The organism is Thermogemmatispora carboxidivorans (assembly GCF_000702505.1).
Classification (GTDB): Bacteria; Chloroflexota; Ktedonobacteria; order Ktedonobacterales; family Ktedonobacteraceae; genus Thermogemmatispora; species Thermogemmatispora carboxidivorans.
Genome location: NZ_JNIM01000001.1, coordinates 2037004 through 2056942 on the forward strand (window position 1 = coordinate 2037004; position 19939 = coordinate 2056942).

Annotated in this window: 16 protein-coding genes and 2 tRNA genes; 3 read left to right on the plus strand and 15 right to left on the minus strand. The window is 59.2% G+C overall.

Annotation, left to right across the window (positions count from 1 at the left end; genetic code table 11):
• Positions 1 to 36 precede the first annotated feature (36 nt).
• From N688_RS07980 to N688_RS08000, 5 genes are all read right to left on the minus strand, one after another.
• Complete coding sequence (locus tag N688_RS07980) at positions 37 to 537, minus strand: universal stress protein (protein ID WP_052888789.1); 501 nt, start codon at positions 535 to 537, stop codon at positions 37 to 39.
• Positions 538 to 671: 134 nt separating this feature from the next.
• Positions 672 to 1406 carry a response regulator transcription factor gene (locus N688_RS07985; RefSeq protein ID WP_052888790.1) on the minus strand — a complete coding sequence of 245 codons (735 nt, stop codon included), beginning with the start codon at positions 1404 to 1406 and terminating at the stop codon, positions 672 to 674.
• A 423-nt stretch (positions 1407 to 1829) separates the two neighbouring features.
• Complete coding sequence (locus N688_RS07990) at positions 1830 to 2912, minus strand: cobalamin-independent methionine synthase II family protein (RefSeq protein WP_052888791.1); 1083 nt, start codon at positions 2910 to 2912, stop codon at positions 1830 to 1832.
• Between the two features lie 384 nt (positions 2913 to 3296).
• Positions 3297 to 4310, minus strand: coding sequence for a catechol 2,3-dioxygenase (locus N688_RS07995; protein ID WP_052888792.1), 1014 nt, complete (start codon positions 4308 to 4310; stop codon positions 3297 to 3299).
• 162 nt (positions 4311 to 4472) lie between these two features.
• Entirely contained in the window at positions 4473 to 4919 is a 447-nt protein-coding gene (locus tag N688_RS08000; protein ID WP_052888793.1) for a carboxymuconolactone decarboxylase family protein, read from the minus strand.
• Positions 4920 to 5153: 234 nt separating this feature from the next.
• Here N688_RS08000 and N688_RS23530 point away from each other — a divergent pair, with 234 nt between their 5' ends.
• Positions 5154 to 5312, plus strand: coding sequence for a hypothetical protein (locus N688_RS23530; protein ID WP_238321071.1), 159 nt, complete (start codon positions 5154 to 5156; stop codon positions 5310 to 5312).
• Between the two features lie 201 nt (positions 5313 to 5513).
• Here the strand turns inward: N688_RS23530 and zwf are convergent, their stop codons facing one another.
• From zwf to N688_RS08035, 8 genes are all read right to left on the minus strand, one after another.
• Complete coding sequence (zwf, locus tag N688_RS08005) at positions 5514 to 7094, minus strand: glucose-6-phosphate dehydrogenase (RefSeq protein ID WP_052888794.1); 1581 nt, start codon at positions 7092 to 7094, stop codon at positions 5514 to 5516.
• A gap of 493 nt (positions 7095 to 7587) precedes the next feature.
• On the minus strand, positions 7588 to 8037 hold the full coding sequence (locus tag N688_RS08010) for a hypothetical protein (RefSeq protein WP_052888795.1): 450 nt from the start codon (positions 8035 to 8037) through the stop codon (positions 7588 to 7590).
• A 207-nt stretch (positions 8038 to 8244) separates the two neighbouring features.
• The gene (locus N688_RS08015) at positions 8245 to 9219 is read right to left on the minus strand and encodes a hypothetical protein (RefSeq protein WP_052888796.1); all 975 of its coding nucleotides are present in this window, start codon (positions 9217 to 9219) and stop codon (positions 8245 to 8247) included.
• A 392-nt stretch (positions 9220 to 9611) separates the two neighbouring features.
• Positions 9612 to 10043, minus strand: coding sequence for a hypothetical protein (locus tag N688_RS22720; RefSeq protein WP_156025345.1), 432 nt, complete (start codon positions 10041 to 10043; stop codon positions 9612 to 9614).
• A 746-nt stretch (positions 10044 to 10789) separates the two neighbouring features.
• Positions 10790 to 11185, minus strand: a complete 396-nt coding sequence (locus tag N688_RS08020; RefSeq protein ID WP_052888797.1) for a cupredoxin domain-containing protein — start codon at positions 11183 to 11185, stop codon at positions 10790 to 10792.
• Positions 11186 to 11477: 292 nt separating this feature from the next.
• Positions 11478 to 11551: transfer RNA gene (locus N688_RS08025), tRNA-Glu, on the minus strand.
• A 281-nt stretch (positions 11552 to 11832) separates the two neighbouring features.
• Positions 11833 to 11906 (minus strand) — tRNA-Glu (locus N688_RS08030).
• 159 nt (positions 11907 to 12065) lie between these two features.
• A complete protein-coding gene (locus N688_RS08035; protein ID WP_052888798.1) occupies positions 12066 to 13331 on the minus strand; it encodes an MFS transporter in 1266 nt (421 codons plus the stop codon).
• 385 nt (positions 13332 to 13716) lie between these two features.
• On the opposite strand from N688_RS08035, the gene N688_RS08040 reads away from it, so the two are divergent.
• Positions 13717 to 15093, plus strand: a complete 1377-nt coding sequence (locus N688_RS08040; protein WP_052888799.1) for an MFS transporter — start codon at positions 13717 to 13719, stop codon at positions 15091 to 15093.
• A gap of 208 nt (positions 15094 to 15301) precedes the next feature.
• On the opposite strand, the gene N688_RS08045 is transcribed toward N688_RS08040, so the two are convergent.
• Positions 15302 to 16225, minus strand: a complete 924-nt coding sequence (locus tag N688_RS08045) for a class I fructose-bisphosphate aldolase (protein WP_156025346.1) — start codon at positions 16223 to 16225, stop codon at positions 15302 to 15304.
• A 274-nt stretch (positions 16226 to 16499) separates the two neighbouring features.
• Positions 16500 to 18518: an APC family permease gene (locus N688_RS08050; RefSeq protein WP_052888801.1), complete on the minus strand. Its 2019-nt coding sequence runs from the start codon at positions 18516 to 18518 to the stop codon at positions 16500 to 16502.
• A gap of 495 nt (positions 18519 to 19013) precedes the next feature.
• Here N688_RS08050 and N688_RS08055 point away from each other — a divergent pair, with 495 nt between their 5' ends.
• A complete protein-coding gene (locus N688_RS08055; RefSeq protein WP_052888802.1) occupies positions 19014 to 19703 on the plus strand; it encodes a hypothetical protein in 690 nt (229 codons plus the stop codon).
• Positions 19704 to 19939 lie beyond the last annotated feature (236 nt).

Sequence of the window (19939 nt, forward strand, 5' to 3'; positions counted from 1 at the left end):
CGTAAAGAGCCAACGAGTCATGGACGGTCCCGCTCTTCAACGAGCGCTGCCAAGGCGCACCAGCGCTCCTGGCCTGTGGGCTTTCAGCCAGGAGCGGAGCCGTTGTACGAGCGAGAGACCGGCGGGCTGCTCCGGCCAATACAAGAGCATCAGGGGCACCAGGCCCTCGCGCAGGAGTCGCTGAACCTGTGGAGCGGGCAACAACGCATCACCATGCGGGCGGCGAATGACAAGTACCCGATCGCAGGCGAACTCGTGAGCAAAGCTCACAATGCTTTCTCCGAGATCCTCACTCAATAGCTCATAGGCTTCGCCCTGGACCCCATAGCGCTGGCGCTTCCAGCGCACCACCTCCAGAAAGTCCAGCGATTGCTGCCAATACTCAGCGCGCAGCTGCTGGGGCGAGCGCGTCGTGGCTCCTGGCAGCAGAGAGAGCGCGATCAGACTTGCGCCCTCCAGAGCGGCGAGACGCACAATGGCATCGATTGCCTCTACATCGACCTCCCAGCTAAAGGGGAGGAGCCAGCGTCGAGACATCTTGATCTGTCCCTTCCCTTCTTCGGCTTGCTCTCAGCCAGAGTGTAGAGCAAGAACGCTCAGGATGCGTTCCGAATCTGGCTCACTTTGCTCAAACTTTCCTCCAGAGAGCGGAGCAACTCCTCAAGACAAACTCAAGGCTCGGGAGAATCAAGCTCACGGGCAGCCTCGACCTCGTCGCTGAAGCGGTAGCCCACCCCAGGGATAGTCAAGATCAAGCGTGGCTCAGTGGGGCGAGGCTCGATCTTCTGCCGGAGCTGTGCCACGTAGACATGGAGACTATGCATACGATCATGCGAAGCTGCACCCCAGAGCATTTGCAGGAGCATCTGGCGTGTCAGCAGCTTACCACGATGCGTCACGAAGATCCTCAACAGCTCATACTCAGTGGGAGTCAGTGCTATATCGCGTCCGTTGAGCAGCACGCGGTGGCTCCCCAGCTCAACCACCAGCGGCCCAATACGTACCTGCTCCTCCGCAGCCTGGTCGTTTTGCCGCTCCATCCGGCGCAAAGCCACACGGATACGGGCCAGCACCTCGGCGATGCCAAAGGGCTTAGCCACATAGTCGTCGGCCCCCAAATCCAGGGCCTCGACCTTATCGTGCTCGCTATTTTTCACCGAGAGCACGATCATCGGCGTCGACGAAACGGCCCTGATACGTCGACAGATCTCCAGGCCACTGATATCGGGCAATAGTAAATCGAGCAGCACGAGATCAGGATGAACACGGGTGAAGAGCGTCAGCGCCTCCTCGCCGCTGCCAGTACTTAGAACCCGGTAGCCATGAGCAACCAGGCTGCGCTCCAGAGCGCCAGCCAGCTCCGGCTCATCCTCGACCACCAGAATGGTGGCCCCAAAGCTTGCCATCGGATAGCACCTCCCGCCGCACCGTTTTTCCTTACCTCCCCTCGGCAAAGGCCAGTATAGCCTGAGAACGGTCAAAAAACAGGCAGGAGCTCGGAGGCAGGTCTCAGGATTTCCTCAAAAAAGAACCGCTTCCGCTTGGGCACAGCACTTTCTGGAAAGCAGGCAGACAGCTATAGCCCGTCGAGTCAGGGAGGAGGTTTCCCGCAATGAAAGAAGAGAGCAGGAAAGAAGACGGGAAAGTGGGCCCTGGCGGAGGGAGCAGGCCCCCTCACGCCCGAGCCAGGTGGATGGTCCAAGAAAAGGGGCATCGACGACGGGTCAGGGGCGGGGAAGAAGCAGAGTCACAGATCCTCTGGCCCGTCGTCGCCTGGCTGAGAGAGAAGGAAGAGCAGCGCGAGATGTCATCAATCCTTACCTGGAGGCTTAGCCCCAGACCTCACGTGCCACGCTCGCCACCAGTTCCAGCTTCCGGCGCTGATCTTCAAGTGAGAGGCGATTGCCCTCGATCGTAGAAGCGAAACCGCACTGTGGGCTAAGCGCCAGGCGCTCCAGCGGGATATAGCGCGCCGCCTCCTCGATGCGCTGACGCAGCTCATCGCGACTCTCCAGCTGGGGCTTCTTCGTTGTCACCAAGCCCAGGACCACGAAGCGGTCCTCTGGCATGTGACGCAGCGGCTCAAAGCCGCCCGAGCGCTCATCGTCATACTCCAGCAAGAAGCGCTGGAAATGCGTCTTCTGGAAAATGCGAGCAATTGGCCCATAATCGCCGCTGGCATAAAACTTGCTTTGATTATTGCCGCGGCAGATATGGATACCGAAGGTAATCCCCGGGTGACCGTCGATGATGGCGTTATCCAGCTCGATGCAGCGATCGATCAACTTCTCAGGATCGTTGCCACGCTGACGATAGCCCTCGCGGATCTGCGGATCGAGCAAGGCGGCATACTGAGGGGCATCGATCTGGATATAAGTACAACCCAGGCGGATCAGCTCCTCAACTTCGCGGCGAGAGATATCAACGATATCGGCAAGATAAGCATCGAGCGTAGGGTAAGCGCCCTTTGACTTCTCCGGATCGTAGTAGGCTGCAGCCTGCTGGGCGCTAATCATGGTCACCTTACCCATGTGCTTCTTGCGCGCGCGCAGATAGACCCATTCTTCGCTGCACATATTGCGGCGCCAGCGCAAGCGGTCCACCACCACCGGGCGGCGCATAACTAACTCCTCACCACTCTCATCGCGGAAAGGAATAGCCCAGCCGCCATACTTATCAAAGCCATCGAGGGCCTCGATGAGATGGCCGAAGAAGGCATAGCGTCGCTGCTCTCCATCGGTAATCACCTCGATCCCGGCCTCTTCCTGCAGCGCGATCGCCTCATCGACGGCTCGGTCCTCAATCGTCTTAAATTCGGCGGCGCTGATTGCTCCCTCCTCGAACTGCTGGCGAGCCTGATGGAGATAGGGGGGGCGTAGCAAGCTACCAATGACTTCGCTATGATACATCATGGCGCATCTCCTTCTTCATGCACTTCTCGGCGCTTGGCTGGCCCTCTCCCTCTGGCAGGCGGTCATGATCGAGCTGCTTGCCACTGAACTGACGACCAACAGAACAGCCTGCCCTCTGGGCCAGGGCCGGCCTGGCGAACGCGAAAAGGCGAACAGTCGGCACAGAACATCTCAACCGGACCTGAGCGGCGGATGAGCGGCCAGCCGTCGCATCAGATCCTGTCTTCGGAGGCCCGATCAAGAAACGAAGCAGCTCTGGAGCAGGTAGCAAGCCGGGCCATTGGTTGGCCCGGGTGCCCCAGGCAGGAACCGAAGGAGATCAGTGACATAGCCGCTGGCGGGGCCGGTCGCGGCGAAGCGAGAGCAGGATACTCTCGCCGAAGGTCAAAGAGGATCGAAGACAGGAGCTGGTGTCTGCCCGCCCTGACCGGCCTGCACAGCTTCGATGACCGGCGTGCCGTAGGTCTTAAAGCTCTCTGGCAAGGCGCCGCCCCAATAGACGCCGCGCCCGCGCTGCTCGCGACGCCAGACGATCGGCTCCCAATCGGGAGCAAAAGCGAGGTAGCCGCCCGAGTAGACTTCGATCCGATTGCCGCCAGGCTCATACAGATAGAGGAAGAACGCCTGAGAGACATTATGGCGCGCAGGCCCGGCCTCAATAAAGATATCGTGCTCGGCAAGAATATCGGCGGCGCGCAGCACCTCCTCCCGACTATCGAGCCAATAGGCGAGGTGGTGCAGGCGCCCATGTGCACCGCTGAAATCGCGCATGTAAGCTATGTCATGGGTCAGCGGCGTCACACTGAGCCAGGCCCCTTCCTCAACGCCGTTCTCCTCCGGTTGCAATAGCTCGCGCAGGCGGAACCCGAGCTGTTCCTGCAGGAAGAGGCGATTAGGAGTGATATCGTGGCACATCAGGTTTACATGATCGATGCGCTTCACGCCCACACCGTGGCCGGTGAACTTCTGGGGCTGGTTATAGAGGCGAGAGCGTAGCTCTGCCGAGGCCAGATATTTTTTCGCTTCATAGTACAGTTCCATGACATGCCCATCGGGATCAGTAAAGCGGTAGGCGCGTCCGTGGCCGACATCGCCATCGATCCAGCCCTGGCCGTAGCCCTGAGAAGACAGCGCCTGAGCGCGTCGCTCCAGCGCCTGGGGGCTAACTGTGCGCCATCCGACATGACCGAGGCCGGCATGCGGTGCCTCAGTCAACTTGAGGGTACAGTGCTCATAATCGCCGTAAGCGCGGAGGTAGACCGACTGGCCCTGGCGGTCGGTCACCGTCATCCCGAGCACCTCCGTGAAAAACCAGAGGCTCTCAGCAGGTCGAGGGGTAAGCAGCTCAACATGGCCCAAGTGGGCAACGTCCCTGATTGGCTCCTGAAAATCCGTCATGGGGCCATCTCCTCTCTTGGTTGCGGCATTGCAGCGCAGCGCGGCGGAGAACAGGCCCTGGCCTTGCCTGCGGATGCGATAGGCCCCATTCGCTGAGCACAGCGCGGAATGGAGACCTGTGGCTGACAAGGCTCATCTCCTGCTCTGCCGTCTCGCGTTGCATCAGCGTGGTTCCGACTCCTGTGAACCGTGCTGGTCCTCATCCGCGACCAGTTGCTGAAGAATTTGAGCGCCGAGGTTGCCGGCGGGCAACCCGCGAAAGAGAAAAGCCAGATTGACCACCGCGTTGAGTTCTTCCCAGGTGGCGCCAGCGCGCCGCGCGGCGCGTGCATGCAGATGGGCCGCATCGGAGAGCAACACCAGCAACATGCCAAAGAGCATCAACTGGGCTGTCTTCGTGTCGAAGCAGGGGGGGTACATAGCGCGCCGGCGAATCTCTTCCTGGAGTAGAAGGAAGTCGGGATCGAGGCGAGCTAGCAGATCAGTTCGGGCCTGAACACGTGGGGGGACAAAACCAATCAGCTCGGCATAGCGCTGGCGAAGCTCCGCCAGCTGCTCCTGGCTCAGCTTCAGCTCAGGAAGCTGATCTCCCCCTTGAGAGTGGCTCATATGCGCGTCTCTTCTCCTTGCCCTTCAGTGGGCTGACTGAGATAGCCGGCCTGCACACGAGGCGAGCATGTCTGTTTGTATACATGATACCATAAAATGGTTGGCAGACTGCGCAGACTACAGACGAAGGCAGCAGATAGATAGACTCCGGCTGGTTTCTGGAGGACGCTCACGAGGCCATCCGACAACACGAGTAGGAGCTGAAACCGGGTCTGGGAAGATCGACGGAGTGGTTTGGTTGCCAGATGCCCTCATCGCTACAAGGTCACACAGACCCAATTGAGTCTACTGATCCAGTCTGCCCAGGCCGTCAACGTCTTCTTCGGCTACTTGCGGGGGGCCGTCGTCATGGTGGCAGCTGGGGGATCGAAATGGTGTCTGGAGTTGATGTAGAGCGGCAGTCGCTAGAGAAGGTGGCTCGCTCGTCCTGTTTCAGTGACTGAGTGTTCCGATGAAGGGTATGGCGACTGGTGAGGTAACGGCAGGACCTGGACCTGGCCAGGCTAGCGCTCTACCTCGAGCCAGAGAGGGGCCTGGTTCACACTGCCAGGCCCCGGACTGGACCGATGGGCGGCCAGCATAGCGACGCTGCCGTCAAGGGGTATCCCATTCGCGACCATCGCGCCGGATCAGCTCATCCGCCTCGGCTGGCCCCCAGGTCCCGGCGGCATAAGGACGCACGCTCTCCGCCGGCATCTGCTGCCAGGCCGTCGTAATAGAGTCAATGATACGCCAGGCAGTCTCAATCTCATCGCGGCGGATAAACAGCGTCGAATCCCCAAGCATACAGTCAGCGATCAGGCGCTCGTAGGCATCGGGCGGCTCCATCTGGAAAGCTGACGCATAAGAGAAGGCCATATCGACCGACTTCAGTCGCTGAGCAGCGCCGGGCACCTTGGCCCCGAACTTCAAAGTGATCCCCTCTTCGGGCTGGATACGTACCGTCAGACGATTAGGAACCAGCTCGCGGGCCTCGCTTGGCTTGTAGAGCAGATGAGGCACACGCTTAAACTGAATAGTCACCTCGGTGCTGCGCTTCGGAAGGCGTTTTCCTGTACGGATATAGAAAGGTACATCGGCCCAGCGCCAATTTTCGATAAAGAGCTTGAGCGACACGAAGGTCTCGGTTGACGAATCGGCAGGAATCCCTTCCTCCTCACGATAGCTGGGGACCTCCTGGCCGTTGATCGTTCCGCGCGTATACTGGCCGCGCACCACCTGACGTGCCACCTGCTCGGGCGTCAGAGGAGGAATAGCTCGCAGCAGCTTCACCTTTTCGTCGCGAATCGCATCAGCCTCGAAGGCGACGGGAGGCTCCATTGCCGTCAGGCAGAGCACCTGGAAGATATGGTTTTGTACCATATCGCGAATGGCCCCAGCCTTATCATAGTACTCGGCCCGTCCACCGATACCGATATCTTCTGCGACCAGGATCTGCACATGATCGATATACTTCTGGTTCCAGAGTGGCTCAAAGATACCATTTGAGAAGCGCATTGCCAGAATATTCTGCACGGTCTCCTTCCCCATATAGTGATCGATGCGGTAAATCTGATCTTCGTGCAGAACACGGGCGATTTCGCGGTTGAGTCTCTGAGCAGAAGGGAGATCGTGCCCGAACGGCTTTTCAATGATCACGCGGCTCCAGGGTCCATGATGGTTTGAGCGGTGACCGCCGTGGGGGCGATGGACGAGGCCGTTTTCGCCGAGCTGATGCACCACCGGGGCGTAGAGATCGGGGGGGATCGCCAGATAGAAGAGGCGATTGCCGTGGGTCTGATACTGCTGATCCAATTGTTCAAGCAGCTGAGCAAGCTTCTGATAACCCGCGGACTCGTTCAAGCTCGCCTGGCAGTAGAAAGTATGTTGAGCGAAGGACTGTCTGGTCTCCTCATCCAGGCCCAGCTCGGGTGGACTATTTTCGGCGAGGGCCTGCGCAACAAACTGGCGCCACTGCTCCTGTGTGAAAGGGCGACGGGCGAAAGCTACCACCACAAAGCCCTCTGGCTGCGGGTGAGCGTGCATCAGGTGGGCCAGGGTTGGGAGCAGCTTGCGTCGGGTCAGGTCGCCCGTAGCTCCAAAGATGACCACAATGCAAGGCTCAGGATGAACGCCATCCTGCCAGATGATGTGAGGCTGAAGGGAGGGTTGTTGTGCCTGTGTACTATTTGCCATCGAGGTCTCTCCTGCTTCCTTGGCGTCTGGACCGGTCTTTTTAAGTCAGATCAGGGGGCACGTTGCGGATAAGAAAAAGGGCCGGCCAGCGGTCTTCTGTGTTCCCTACCCTCATTGTAGCAGAGAGGCTGGCCAGCCGCTATCTGGCCAGGAACGTCTAAGCGCTCTGCCTGCGAAGACGGGCAGGCCGTTAGGCCAGTGACCAACGGAACGGTCGGCGGCAGGGATCGGTAGGAGGGCCAGGTGGTAGCGGAATAAGGAACGAGCAGGCTGTGTGTGCAGCGCTCGCAGTCCCGCCTGGCCTGACCCCAAGTAATACACTCACAAAAGGGCGGCGAAGCTTCAGCGTGTTGGCGTAGGTAGCAATCGAGGCCGCCGTCAGCTCGACCGGTTTCCGCGGAGCGGTGCGGTGCAGGAGAAAGCCGGGCAACAGGCGAACTGACGGCATGCTCGGATCGCGAGAAGGAGAGAAGAAGCCGGGCCAGGGGCTGCGTCAGGCTTCAATGTGAAGAGCCTCTAACACGGCCCGCCGAATGTCTTCGCGCGAGGGCAGGGAGCCGCGCAGGTAGAGCGAATGGCGAGCAATAGCGGCATTCGCGGCCTGCCGGAGGGTGATGCGGTACCCATAGGTGCGATTGAGGGCCTGGGTAACGTCCTGAAAGTCCTCCAGCTCCTCAAAGCTTCCTTCAGCGCGGCAACAGAGGGCATAGAGGGCCATGTCTGCATAGTGAATGACCCACCAGCGCCGACGCTGCTCCCTGGGCGAGCGCTGCGCCTCGGAGAAAGCGAGGTATGATTGCTGATAGCACTTGCGGAGCATGGCAGCGGTCCAGTAGCAGGGAGGCTCGTGGAAGGCACTGGCCAGCTTGCTGGCTAAGTCGCAGACCTCGTTGATGATCTCATCCTGTTCGGTGGCCTGTACCAGTTGCAACTGATTCGACATAACTTTCCCCTTTCCGTTCCTTCCTTGCCACGAACGGGGGCAGCGACTGTAGGCTGGGGAGCGATACTGCTCCCTCTGAATAGGGTACATGAAAGACAAAAATTTGTCTAGAGCAATTCAGGTTTTTTCTTGTTATACAAGAAAAATAGCGGCGAGAACACAAGAAAGATTGTTGCTGCTGGCTACATCTCCTATAGTTGCAGTATATCATGTTTTAGGAGCAGAGGATTTTCTAGGGGCGCTGGCGTAGTATGTGGCCATTGCGACGCGGAGGCGGGCAAAGATGGCGACCAATCCTAAACAGATAATGATAGGGACATAGAGGGAAACTACTATTGAAAAGTGTAAAAAGAAATAGAAGAGTGATTGAAGCGCTGGAAGGGGCAAGATAAGCAGGAGGACCGAGAGAGTCATAGCCAGCGACCAGCGGGCGCCAAGGTGGGAGATCAGGGTTTTGTAGCGGAGCTCGGCCTGCTCGCGAATACTCTGTTGCATCTGCAAAAGCTGCTGACGCTCGCTGGCGATTTGCTGGCGTTCGCGAGCCAGCTCCTCTTCAAGCTCGCGGGCCCGGCGCTGGGCATTGCGGATCAGATAGAGCGTGGCGGCGGCCTGTTCATCTTCCTCCTGACGTATCTGCAGCTCAATTGTCTTTTTAACATCCTGAAGCAGAGAAGGGACATGCTCAGGACGCATGATGATCGTGTTGGCCGCCTCAGCAATCATCTTGTGGGCCTCTTCCTCGACTGACTGCTGAAAATTCCTCTGTAGATCCTTATACTGCTCTTGAATGTGTTGCTTCTCAGCCTGGAGTTGGCGATTCTCAGCCAGCATATCGCGGAGATGGGCCTGATACTGTTCGATCTGTTGCTGGTGTCCCTCTTTCAGGGCGGCCAGCTCCTCATCGAAGCTAGCCTGCTGGGTGTTATAAGCGGCCACCAGGCGTTCCAGCTCGGTACGCTGCTCGGCCAGCTCGTCACGCAGGCGCTTATTCTCCTCGCGCAGTACGACAAGCTGGCGTTGAAGATTTCGGGCCTGGGCCAGGCTGATCTCGCGGTTCTGGCCGCTTGGCCAGGACTTGAGCGTGTTGGCGGAAGCGGTCTCGTGCTCGTTGGCGGAGTGCTGACTCTCGGCGGGGGTTGGAATACGCCGCTCGGGTGGTCTCTCCTCTGAAGAGCGTGTCATGGTACTTTTCCTATATCTAAATACGCCTAAAACAGTCTGCGTCTTGACCTATGGAGAGATATCAGCAAACACTATCTATCACATGATAGTATAGCACGCTTCTTAACCTGCTTGAAGGAGCAGCAAGATAGAAGCATATCACGCCGGTACAGTTCTCTCTACATCAATTATGCCTCGAATTAAGAGAGGTTTCAAGGGATCTAGCCTGGCATCGTCTGGGACAGTGGCAGAGAACGCTCCTGATCGAAGAGAAAGGCAAGCTCAAAAAAAGAGCCCGGTCCCAGACGCTCCTGGCATCTTATGCCTGAGTGGCTTCGAGCGCTGGGCCGGGGTTGCTACTCAACTCACTAACTGACAGGCGAGCATCGTAAGCGCAACTGGGAAGGGCAGTCTCACGGGCGAGGCGTGACCGTTCCTCGGGGGAAACCAGGAGGAGGCGTCGTTGTGACCGTCACGCTTGGAGACGCCGAAGGCGTCGAAGTTGCCGTAGGTGTGGGTGTCTCCTGCGTTGGGCTGCTGGTCGCCTGCGGGCTGGCCGTCCTGGTTGGCGTTGCTTGTGATCCGCTACTGATGGTGAAGTAGGCGGGCTGAGGCACAGTACAGCTTGGCGTTCCCGCTTTACTGAAGGTCACGTTCACCAGTGTCAGCTTACCGATAGCGTCCGCTCTGGGTGGAATTGAAAATACCGCCAGGCCGTCGCTTGTCGTTTGCGCCGTTTGTGTCATCGTGCTGCCATCCCACCAGCGTACCGTGGCTGTCGCAGTTGCATCTCCCACTCCCACGGGGTTCCCATCGACGGTGTGCACAAACTTTGCGTAGACCATGATCATCTTGCTGTTGCCGAGCCGTGGCGAAGTATCGGTTGCCCACGCTCCACAGAGGTAGTCTGGCAGGGATGGTGTGGGAGAATCGTTTGAGCCAAAAACAATGGTTGCCGTTGCGCTCGGACTCTCCAGGTTCGCTTGTGAGCTATTAGTGCCGCAGGCTGCAATCACTGCGCAAAAAGCCAAAAACAGACCCAGAGAGCCAAACTTCAATACACTTTTATAAATGGAAGAAGGGAAAGCTGTCCTCTTCATCAGTCATCATCTACAAAAAAAAGCTGCAACTGCTTTCTGTTTAGCCAACGTTTCAGGCTGCCGAAGGAGGGACCGCTGCTTGGCCTGAGACTGACTTGAGTATAGCATACTGCCCCTGTCCAGCTATAGATCAGCGTCTGCTTGTGACAAAAAGTACTAGCGAGTGGGTAGGACCGGCAGTAGCAGCTGCTGATCGCCTGGGGAGATAGCTCGGAGGGGGAGCCAGCCAGTAAAAAGGGAAGGGGGGAGGATAGCAATGGTAGCCGGTGGCGGGGCAGTCTTGGGGGGAAGAAGACCTCAAGGCGAGGGCCGGCGGGCCGGAGAGCCTCCTGTCTTCAGCGGCAGGTAAGAGCGATCTCCGGCGACCCGGCCCTTTCGCTTCTATGCGGTGGGCCGCTGTTCCACATCGGAGGGGTGCCTTCAGCGGCCTTCCTGCTCATGGACAAACCGGGCGGTTTCTGGCTAGTCTGGGAACGGCCTCGCTGGTCCTGCTACTGGACGATCACAGTGAGCTGCATATTGGGATGGATAGTACAGAGTAGATGATAGGTGCCAGCGGTGGTAAAGGGCGGAGTTGTGGCGCTTTCGCCCTGAACTCCATTGAAGTTCAGATCCACCGTGGGGGCGCCAGCCTCCTTTGCCTCCGCGGGGTTGGAGCCTTTCCAGACACCGTTTTTAATCACATGAGGGACGGCCACATCGTCCACCAAAGTAAGCGCCTGGCCCTTCTTGATGGTAATCTGCGTTACCTCGAACGCAGTTGAACTCATCTTCACCGTCGGACCAGTGTTTGCGGCACCCGCGGCGGTATCGCGAATGCCGCAGGCTGCCAGAACCAGTGTGAGGAGTCCCAGAAGTACCAGACCCGTGACAACCTTTTTATACATAGAAAGACATCCCTTTCGTCATGGAGAGATAACAAGGAGCAGGCGAGCGAGATCCTGCTGTCGTCGGCCTGGTGCGGGCTGGCTGATCCGGTAGCCAGCGACGCTGGCCAGGTAGTGCAGTGCCCGCTACATGAACAGGTGCGGTGCCCCGTTAATAACTATAGCAAAAGCCAGCGGTAGCGAGAAGAGAAAAGGACCTCTCCCTGCGTAAGATCGTGCTCCGGAGCTGCCGCGCAAGCAAAAGTAAAAGGCCCGAGGCGTAGCCGACCAGCGAGCCTCGGGCAAGAAGGGGTAGCGCATACGGGATTTGAACCCGTGATCTCCGCCTTGAGAGGGCGGTGTCCTAGACCGCTAGACGAATGCGCCACAGGAACCATGTACTTGCGTCAGCAGGCGCTCACCTGCTGGCAGCGGTTATCATACCTTATTCGTCGCCCTCTGTCAAGGGGTTCCGGTGAGAAAGCCCAGCGGTCAGGTTGACGAACGCTGTCTGAGCCGAAGCCCCGGTCTCCCTGCTGGAGTGGGCCGGAGGTCTGGATGCGAGAGCATGGCTGACTGCTGAGAGTCGGGCGGCAGAGAAAGAAAAAGGTGTGGGCAAGCAAAAAGCCCGAGGCTCACTGGCTGGCCATGCCTCGGGCAAGAAGGGGTAGCGCATACGGGATTTGAACCCGTGATCTCCGCCTTGAGAGGGCGGTGTCCTAGACCGCTAGACGAATGCGCCACAGGAGCCATGTACTTGCGTCAGCAGGCGCTCACCTGCTGACGGCAGTTATCATACCCCAGCCTTTGCCATTTGTCAAGTACTTTTCTCAGAGAAGGGCGGCCAGCGCGCGTGCCGACTGAAATTGAGGTCAACTGGCTGGCTGCAGACTGCAGCCACTCATTCGCTGCTGCGAGGGGAAGGAGAAGGCTCGTTTGAAATCGTTACTGTGGCTTGAATGGGGTCAGTCGCAGGATAGTAGGCGCTCTGCTGCTCGCGGGCGATAGCAGGTCCAGCGGCCAGCGCGGCAAGAATAGCCACGGCGCTAAAGAGCAGCATTGTCCCGAAAGCGTCGCTGTAACTGGCTGTTTGGTCGAGCAAGAAACCGATCAAGGGAGGTCCCATAATCACTGTAGGCGAAGAGATCACGCTCACCAGGCTTTGGGCCACGCCTTTGCCAACGCTAGGCAGCGAAGCGGCCTCATTAAAGGTGGCCGCATAGGGAGCGCTAGAGCCAATCGCCGTCAAAGTAATGCCGATTCCGCTCAGCAGGGCGCTATGCCAGGGCAGAGCCAGGCAGATAACGCCTGCCGAGCAGAGCAAGGCCATCAGGCGCAGGAGGGTGATACTTCCCAGCCAGCGCCGTCCGAGGACCAGGCCCCCTAACGGGCGGAACAGCATGCCGCTCAGCAGGGCCAGCGAGCCCCAGGTCGCTGCGAGCGTTAGCGGCAAGTGATCCACCTGCACCAGGTAGAGTGCGATCCAGGTAGCGATGGCATTTCCCAAACCGAACGTCCCCATATGGGCCAGGCCCAGGCTCCAAACAGCTCCAGAACGTAGCCCGTCTCGTAATCCTCCCTGGCGCAGCGGACGCCGCTCCTCAACGTCCACCAGCAGCCAGATTGCCGCTCCGAGCAAGCCTGGCAAGCCCCAGCAAAAGAAAGCGCCGCGCCAGCCGAGCAGCCGTGCAAGATAAGGAGTCAAGAGCAGCCCGAGGCCGGCCCCAACCTGAGTTGAGCCGCCGTAGAGGCCCTGGCCGAGAGCCGCCAGGCGCTCAGTCCCTGCTGCCACGCTGGCGCCTGCCACGAAGGCCCCGCCGATTCCCAATCCTGTTACAAGCCGCATCGCCAACAGCCAGCCGAAGTATGGAATCAAGGGGAGCAGCAAGGCCCCGCCCGTGGCCAGCAGCGTCGAGGCCAGCAGCACCGGACGAGCGCCGTAGCGATCGATCAGCACCCCTGCTGGTAGATAGGCCAGGGTGAGGCCAAGGAAGAGGAGGGTTGAGAAGAGGCCGGCCTCACCGGCGCTGATCTGTAGCGTGGCTTGCAGCTCAGGGATCAGCGGGCTATAATTCGTGTATTGCACTGTCAGGATCAATAAGGTCGAACAAGCTGCAAAAATACGCCAGGGTGCACTACTTCGCCGTTCAAACGGGAAAAAGTGCATCAAAAATCCTCCTTGCTCATCCGACTGACTTACGGACCGCAGAGCGAAGCTGCAACCTGGCGACGCAGTTTCTCTGGGGCTGCGCCGGCGATTGTTGCCAGGATCATCTCCCTGCCCATACAGAAGAAAGGTACCAGCCAGGAAGCGGGACGTCAAGTGCCTGGCAGCCGAGTCAGACGCGGGCAGAAGAGGGCATAGAGAGTCAAGACTTGACAGATGTGCAGAGGAGCGGGTACAGTCTTGCTATAAGCACAGGCAGAGCGAGAGGCAAGGTAGTGCCGCCAGCGTTGGCAAGGCAGAAGAGCTGGCTTCTTGCCCGTGTCTGAGCTGTTGGCCAGACCAGAGGTCGGACCCAAGGCCAGGAGAAGAGAGGGGGAGAAACCTCATGGAAATTGGCAAGGACTCAGGCGAAGTGGCCATGAGCGCCGCAGCGGCTACGGAGCTTCCCATCCGTCGGGTGTCGCTCCTCGAGCATATCAACATCAACATCTTTTGGTTTGCCAACAACTTTCACTGGCAGGCGCTGTTGGCCATTGTCATTCCCAGTATGGTAGCCAAATTCCTGCCGGTCAGTCAGGAAGCCATCAACCTCACCACCGTTGTTCTTTGGGGGACCATTGTCGCCGTAATTGTCAACCCGCTCATCGGAGCCATCTCCGACTATGCCACCTTTCGCCTGGGGCGGCGACGTCCTTTCATGATCATCGGAACCATCTTCAATATCGTCGTCCTGGTAGCTTTTGCCTTCGCGCCGGGCTGGGCCAGCTCGACGGCCTTGCTCGTCCTCTTCGCCGTCCTCTTCATTCTTCTCCAGATCACCAACAACGTCGCCAACTCTCCCTGGAGCGCCATCATCGCTGACAAAGTTCCCCAAAGCCAGCGAGGTCTCGCTGCTGGTTTCAATGGACTCCTTTCGCTCCTTGGAACTGCCGTCGGCTCGCTTGTGGCTGGAGCCATTGTCAACAAGCATGATCCCCTTCCCGTTTATCGTCAGGAGATTGTCCAGATCTTCCTCCTTATTGCTGCCGTCCAGATCATCTTTGTCGCTTACACGGTCCTCACCGTCAAAGAAACGCCCCTTTCCCTCGTAGATCAGGAGCGTTTCAGCTTCAGGCGCTTCATCAGACGCTTTCTCTTCAATCCTCTCCACTATCCCGACATGGCCTGGGTCCTGCTTGCCAGGCTCCTTGTCATGATGGGGATCTGGACCGTCTACTATTTCCTGCAATACTACTTTGACAACGTTCTAGGAGGGCCTGGGGTACGGACGATCATCTACAACACACCCTTCTCGGGCGAATTCTTCAACGGCCTCGTCTTTCAGCCGGCGCTCTTGCTCACGGCCCTGCTGACCTCGATCGTCGGTGGTTGGGCCTCGGACCACTGGGGCCGTAAAGGGTTGGTCTATCTCTCTGGGGCGATGATGGCCATCGTCTGTCTGGTCTTCATCTTCTTTCAGAGCCAATACGGAGCTTTAGTAGCGGGCCTCATCTTCGGCATAGGCTTCGGGGCCTACACGAGCGTCGACTGGGCCTTAACAACCGACGTGCTGCCACCAACCAACGAGGCCGGCAAATTTATGGGCTTCTGGTCAATGATGGGCATTCTCCCCCAGGTCATCGGAACTGCCATCGGGGGGGTCATCCTCCAGCTCCTGCAGAGCCTGCCCAATCATCTCGGCTACACTGTCCTCTTTGCGGTGACCACGTTCTATTTTGTCATCGGCACCCTTGCCATCAAGCAAGTCCGGGGAGCGCGCTAGCAGAGCGGTCGAGGCAGCACAGGCCCACTCAGGGGGCAATCCCGACGAGGAGAAAAGAAGCAAGATTGTGGCTCATTCTAGCGCTGAACCGGGGCAAGACAAATAGGGCTGGTCGGCCTCCAGCCGAGGCGACCAGCCCCGGGTATGCATTCAGGCAGCATCGCTGGTCAACGCCAAGCCTGCGCTCTTGTGAGCAGAGCAGCTGCGCCTAGCGGATCGACCCCTCGTAGATGCCCATCACGGTGCTCAGGAAGCGGAGGGCTTCCTCCTTGCGGCGCTGGAAGGAATTGCGACCAATGATCGAGCCGAAGCCGCCGCCATCGCGAATGGCGCGCACCTCCTCAAAGACCTGCTCGTCGGCAGCCGCCGGCCCGCCCGAGAAGATCACGATGCGCCGGCCATTAAAGGCACTCTGGACCACATGGCGCACGCGGTCAGCCAGGGTAGCGATCGGAATTTCGTACTTCTGGTAAACCTTTTGGGCTTCCGGCTTTTCAATCTTCTCGCTGGGGAGCTTCACCTTAATGATGTTTGCGCCAAGCTCGGCGGCGATATGGACGGCGTAGGACACCACATCGATGGCTGTCTCGCCATCCTTGCTCAGGCCACTGCCGCGGGGATAGGACCAGACCACCACAGCCAGACCGTGAGCCTTAGCCTGGCGGGTCAGCTCGCGCAGCTCCTCATACATCGTGTCGCGAGCAGCCGAGCCGGGATAGATTGTGAAGCCGATTGCCGAGCAACCGAGGCGCAGAGCATCCTCGACGCTTGCGGTCACAGCTGGCAGAGGATCGCGTGACTCGTAGAGCAGGTCGTGGTTATTGCACTTCAGAATGAGAGGGATCTCGCCAGCGAACTCGGCGGCGCCGGCCTCCAGGAAGCCCAGGGGGGCAGCGTAGGCATTGCAGCCCGCCTCGACCGCCAGCTGGAAATGGTAGCGAGGATCATAGCCAGCCGGGTTCGGCGCGAAGCTTCGCGCGGGGCCATGTTCGAAGCCCTGATCGACTGGCAGGATCACCAGTTTACCGGTTCCTCCCAGGCGACCGTGATTCAGAATACGGGCCAGGTTCGTTAAGACGCCGGGGTTCTCGCCGGCGTACCAGCTCAGAATCTCGCGAATGCGCTCGTTCATACGTGTTGCTCCTTCCTCCATCAACAGCGACAAATACGTTGGTAAACAGGATCTGTCAGCGTAGCTCAGCTAGAGAGAGTTCACAACCTTTATTGTACCACGGCTAGAGCCGCGGCCCGAGCGAGGCGGACGGCGGCGACCGCGCGAGTCGCCCGGTCAGGCTCTGGGCCCTGCTCCCCTACGAGCGGGCATAGCTCTATGCACAATCCTCATTGAGCCGAGCGGCGGCGCACTCTATCTGAGGGCCTCTTGAGCGCCTGCCGATCTCATTACCTTACCAGCGCTTCACCATATGTGCCACCTGCATGCCGCCGCCGGGCGTAATCTCGTAGCTAATGCGATCGGGATTGATGTCCTCGATCCTGGGCACCTCGTTAGCGGGAACGATTGTATCGTGAGGGTGAACGATCTGCCAGACGCGGGCGATCGTTCCCGGCTCGTAGGGGCGGTAGACGTAGCGGCGCGTACTGATTTTAGCGCGGCGAGCCTGGCTCTCAGCCTTGCCGAAGAGTTCCTTCGCCTGTTCATCTTCCAGGTAGGGATCGACCACCTCGAAGAGGCGCGGCGTGCGGGCCACGCGCGGCTCACCAACATAGAGAAAGACCACCGGGCGCCCGTCGGCGCTGTGGATTGCTGTACGGATCACATCCTCGTTATGAGGATTGTTGGCTGTCAGCACAGCCAGAATGGAGCCGTGGAGGTGGTCCTCAATCGTGGTTACTGGCACGGGCAGGCGACCCATCAGGCGGTGACTGCGGTAGTTATAGAAAGCCACGCCCATGCCCAGTAAGGCGACCGAGCCGCCGAAGGCTGTAGCCAGGGGCTTGGCCACCAGGTTAATCGACCAGGCCAGAGTCACCAGGAAAGTGGTAATGACCCCCAGATAGAAATCAATGGTATACCAGAGGCCGCGCCAGCCCTCGTACGAGCGCTCGGCGCTCTCCACGATCTCGCTGTGAGTGGGATGTCGTGGGGTCTGAAGCTCATGGTGGCCGTTAAGGGCCAGGCCACTCTCGGCATTGAGCGCCAGGTCCGTCTCTGCGGGAGCATGGCCGTTCTGGCTGCTGCTATGCAACTCTGCCAGGGCGGCAGCGCGATTCTGGGCCGCGTGTCGCTCGCGCCAACGGACAACGTCCAGGCCGAGGCAGGTCAGCGAGAAAGCTCCCAGCAGGCCAAAGGCGTACATATCGCCGAGCAAGTCCAGCTGACCGTGAACCAAGAGCAAGACCAGAATTGGAACGCCGGTAGCCAGGGCGATCGAATAGTGAGGTGTGCCGCGCAGGCGGTTCCGCTTCAGCACGAAGGAGGGCAAGAACTCCATGCGCGAGAGGGCCATAAAAACGTGGTAAGCGCCGATAATCGCAGTGTTACTCGCGAAGACCAGCAAAGCGCTAGCGCTAATTGCCACCTCACTCTGGAGCCAGATATTGCCCCAGTGGCCGGCCAGCAGCGAGACAAGCTGGCTATTCTTGAGGGGGTCAGCCGCCTCCTGGGATTGCAGGAGCGTAGAGAAAGTCGTGAGCAGGGGGCTGGTGAGACCGATCGTAACGACGACCAGCAGCAGAGCCAGGCCGGCGACCCTTTTGCGCGGTGTCTTCATGACCGGCGACAGCTGAGAGATACTCTCTAGTCCCGAGAAGGCCAGGAAGGCCCCTCCGAAGCCGACCAATAGCTTGACCGGGGTCACGGCATTGCCGGCGAACATGCTTTCGAAGAGCTGGAGGGCCTCAGCGGGCGAGAGATGGCTAAAGACTGTGAAGAGAATGGCCAGATCGCTGACGAAGGCGATCAAGGCGCCGATCAAGCTCACCGTAGCGCTCTCTGTGATGCCGATCCAGTTAAGAAAGCCCAACAGGGCCAGCACAGCGATCGTAATCCAGAGAGCATTAGGCCCCAGGGCTGGGAAGACGACGCTGAAATAAAAGATGCCCGAGAGGCAGCTCAAAGCCGCCGTCAAGAAGTAGTCCACCAGAATGAACATACCGCCCAGGGCGCCGAACCAGGGATTCAGAGCGTGGGCTGCCACACTGACAACGCCGCCGCCTTGGGGGAAGCGTGCCGAGACCTCAGCGTACTTGAGCGTGAGCAGTACGAAGACAACCATCGTGAGGAGGACAAAGAACCCGGCCAGTTTCCCCACGGTAACATAGAGGATGCCGGGTGTATAGTACACTGAGGTGCCGATGTCGGCAAAGACGACTGCCCAGCAAAGCAGAGGGCCAAGGCGGCCCCGCCCTGGCTGATGCTCCTGCGACTGGTCTGTTGTTGTTGCCTGTGTCACCGATTCCTGCATTGTAGAGTCCTTAGCTGAGCTCAGAGGATCTTGGAGTATGCCATCCCCTTTTTGGGTTAACCCGATAGGGGCAGGTGCCTGAGCCTCCGCGTCGGTGGTTCCGGCTATAACTGTAACATGCAATCTTAACCCGGGGCAAGGGGAAAACGTCTCAGTCGGGGCCATTGGCTAAAGCGCAGCCATTGTTACTTCGCTGCCGCTCAACCGTTCTAAGCCAAAGAAATGTTTCTCGGGTAATCACGTTGTTTCACTGGTCGGACAGACCTGGTGATAGGCGCATGCAGGCCTGGTGGTGTGGTGGGAGGGGGGCCGAGGGCAGCGCCTGGGCGAGGCAAGAGGGCGGCGGTTGTCTCAAGCTGGGGAGTGGAGGAGAGCGGGTCAGGCGCACGTATATGGTCCGTCTCTATCTTGTCTGTCTCCAGAATTCGCGGGCAGCGGTTGGTCGTGGCTGATCGGATCGTCAGGTCTGCAACTGGAGAGGAGAAACTGAATACTATGGCAGTAAGTGGCGATACCTTTGATCGTCTTCTAGAAGCAATCTATACCCAACAGCGTCTATTAGAAGAGCTTGAAAGAGAGAATCGCGAGCTGCGCCAGCAGCTGCAGGATCTGCGTGAGGGGCGAGGAATTTTTGTGGAGATTCTGGGGGTGCGCTATCCCCTGGCTGTTGTGGGGGCGGTAGAGCGGCAGGTCACCGCGCCTACGCCGGCGGTTGCTGCGCAGCCTGAATACAGCGCCACACCGTCCTACCAGCAGGAACCAGAGTGGCAGGAAGAGCAGCCTGGGGGACAGGGGCAGCGAGGAATAACGCCGACGGAAGAGCGTCCCGGGGAGATCACGCAAATTAGAGCCTCCATCGGTCCCTTGGAGGCTCAGCAGATGGCCCAATCCTTGCCCCTGACCCAGGCCGCGCCCCTAGAGGGGCCGCGACTCTCCCCTTCCTATCTTGAAGAAATGCTGCTTGATGAGTTCGCTGCCGCGGCCACGGGACCGTTGGGGACAGCGGCCCGCGGGGATACTGGGCCTGGGTCGACCGGACCCGCGAGCGCAGGGCATCCACGCGAGCAAAGGCCGGCGCCGGCTTCGGCTGAGGGCGGACCGGCAGGTCCTACGCCCACGACCCTTGACGAAGAAAGCAAAGCGGCCCTCAGACGTGAACTGATGGGCAGCTTCCTGCTGGACTAAGCACCAGCAGTGAGCCAGAAACCGCTGCTTTTCGCTGCTCTTGTGGAACACCAATGCTGGCTGTCCCTGGAAGGTAAAACCTCCTTCCAGGGACGACCACTTTTGGTCAGTGACCGGGCTAGCCCGTGAGATCTCTTCCCCGTTTCCGTGCCGTGCTTGCGTCCCTTTGAGCCGTGCGGGACTCTAAAGGAAGCATGAGCACATGGCCTGTTCTGCCAGCGGCAGCCTGTCTGAGC

Coding starts and splice junctions, on each gene's coding strand:
- zwf (WP_052888794.1), bottom strand. CDS start 7,094: ATGGCAAATAGTACACAGGCACAACAACCCTCCCTTCAGCCTCACATC.
- N688_RS08010 (WP_052888795.1), bottom strand. CDS start 8,037: ATGTCGAATCAGTTGCAACTGGTACAGGCCACCGAACAGGATGAGATC.
- N688_RS07985 (WP_052888790.1), bottom strand. CDS start 1,406: ATGGCAAGCTTTGGGGCCACCATTCTGGTGGTCGAGGATGAGCCGGAG.
- N688_RS08045 (WP_156025346.1), bottom strand. CDS start 16,225: ATGAACGAGCGCATTCGCGAGATTCTGAGCTGGTACGCCGGCGAGAAC.
- N688_RS22720 (WP_156025345.1), bottom strand. CDS start 10,043: ATGGTCTACGCAAAGTTTGTGCACACCGTCGATGGGAACCCCGTGGGA.
- N688_RS08000 (WP_052888793.1), bottom strand. CDS start 4,919: ATGAGCCACTCTCAAGGGGGAGATCAGCTTCCTGAGCTGAAGCTGAGC.
- N688_RS07990 (WP_052888791.1), bottom strand. CDS start 2,912: ATGATGTATCATAGCGAAGTCATTGGTAGCTTGCTACGCCCCCCCTAT.
- N688_RS08020 (WP_052888797.1), bottom strand. CDS start 11,185: ATGTATAAAAAGGTTGTCACGGGTCTGGTACTTCTGGGACTCCTCACA.
- N688_RS08055 (WP_052888802.1), top strand. CDS start 19,014: ATGGCAGTAAGTGGCGATACCTTTGATCGTCTTCTAGAAGCAATCTAT.
- N688_RS08040 (WP_052888799.1), top strand. CDS start 13,717: ATGGAAATTGGCAAGGACTCAGGCGAAGTGGCCATGAGCGCCGCAGCG.
- N688_RS08050 (WP_052888801.1), bottom strand. CDS start 18,518: ATGCAGGAATCGGTGACACAGGCAACAACAACAGACCAGTCGCAGGAG.
- N688_RS08015 (WP_052888796.1), bottom strand. CDS start 9,219: ATGACACGCTCTTCAGAGGAGAGACCACCCGAGCGGCGTATTCCAACC.
- N688_RS07980 (WP_052888789.1), bottom strand. CDS start 537: ATGTCTCGACGCTGGCTCCTCCCCTTTAGCTGGGAGGTCGATGTAGAG.
- N688_RS07995 (WP_052888792.1), bottom strand. CDS start 4,310: ATGACGGATTTTCAGGAGCCAATCAGGGACGTTGCCCACTTGGGCCAT.
- N688_RS08035 (WP_052888798.1), bottom strand. CDS start 13,331: ATGCACTTTTTCCCGTTTGAACGGCGAAGTAGTGCACCCTGGCGTATT.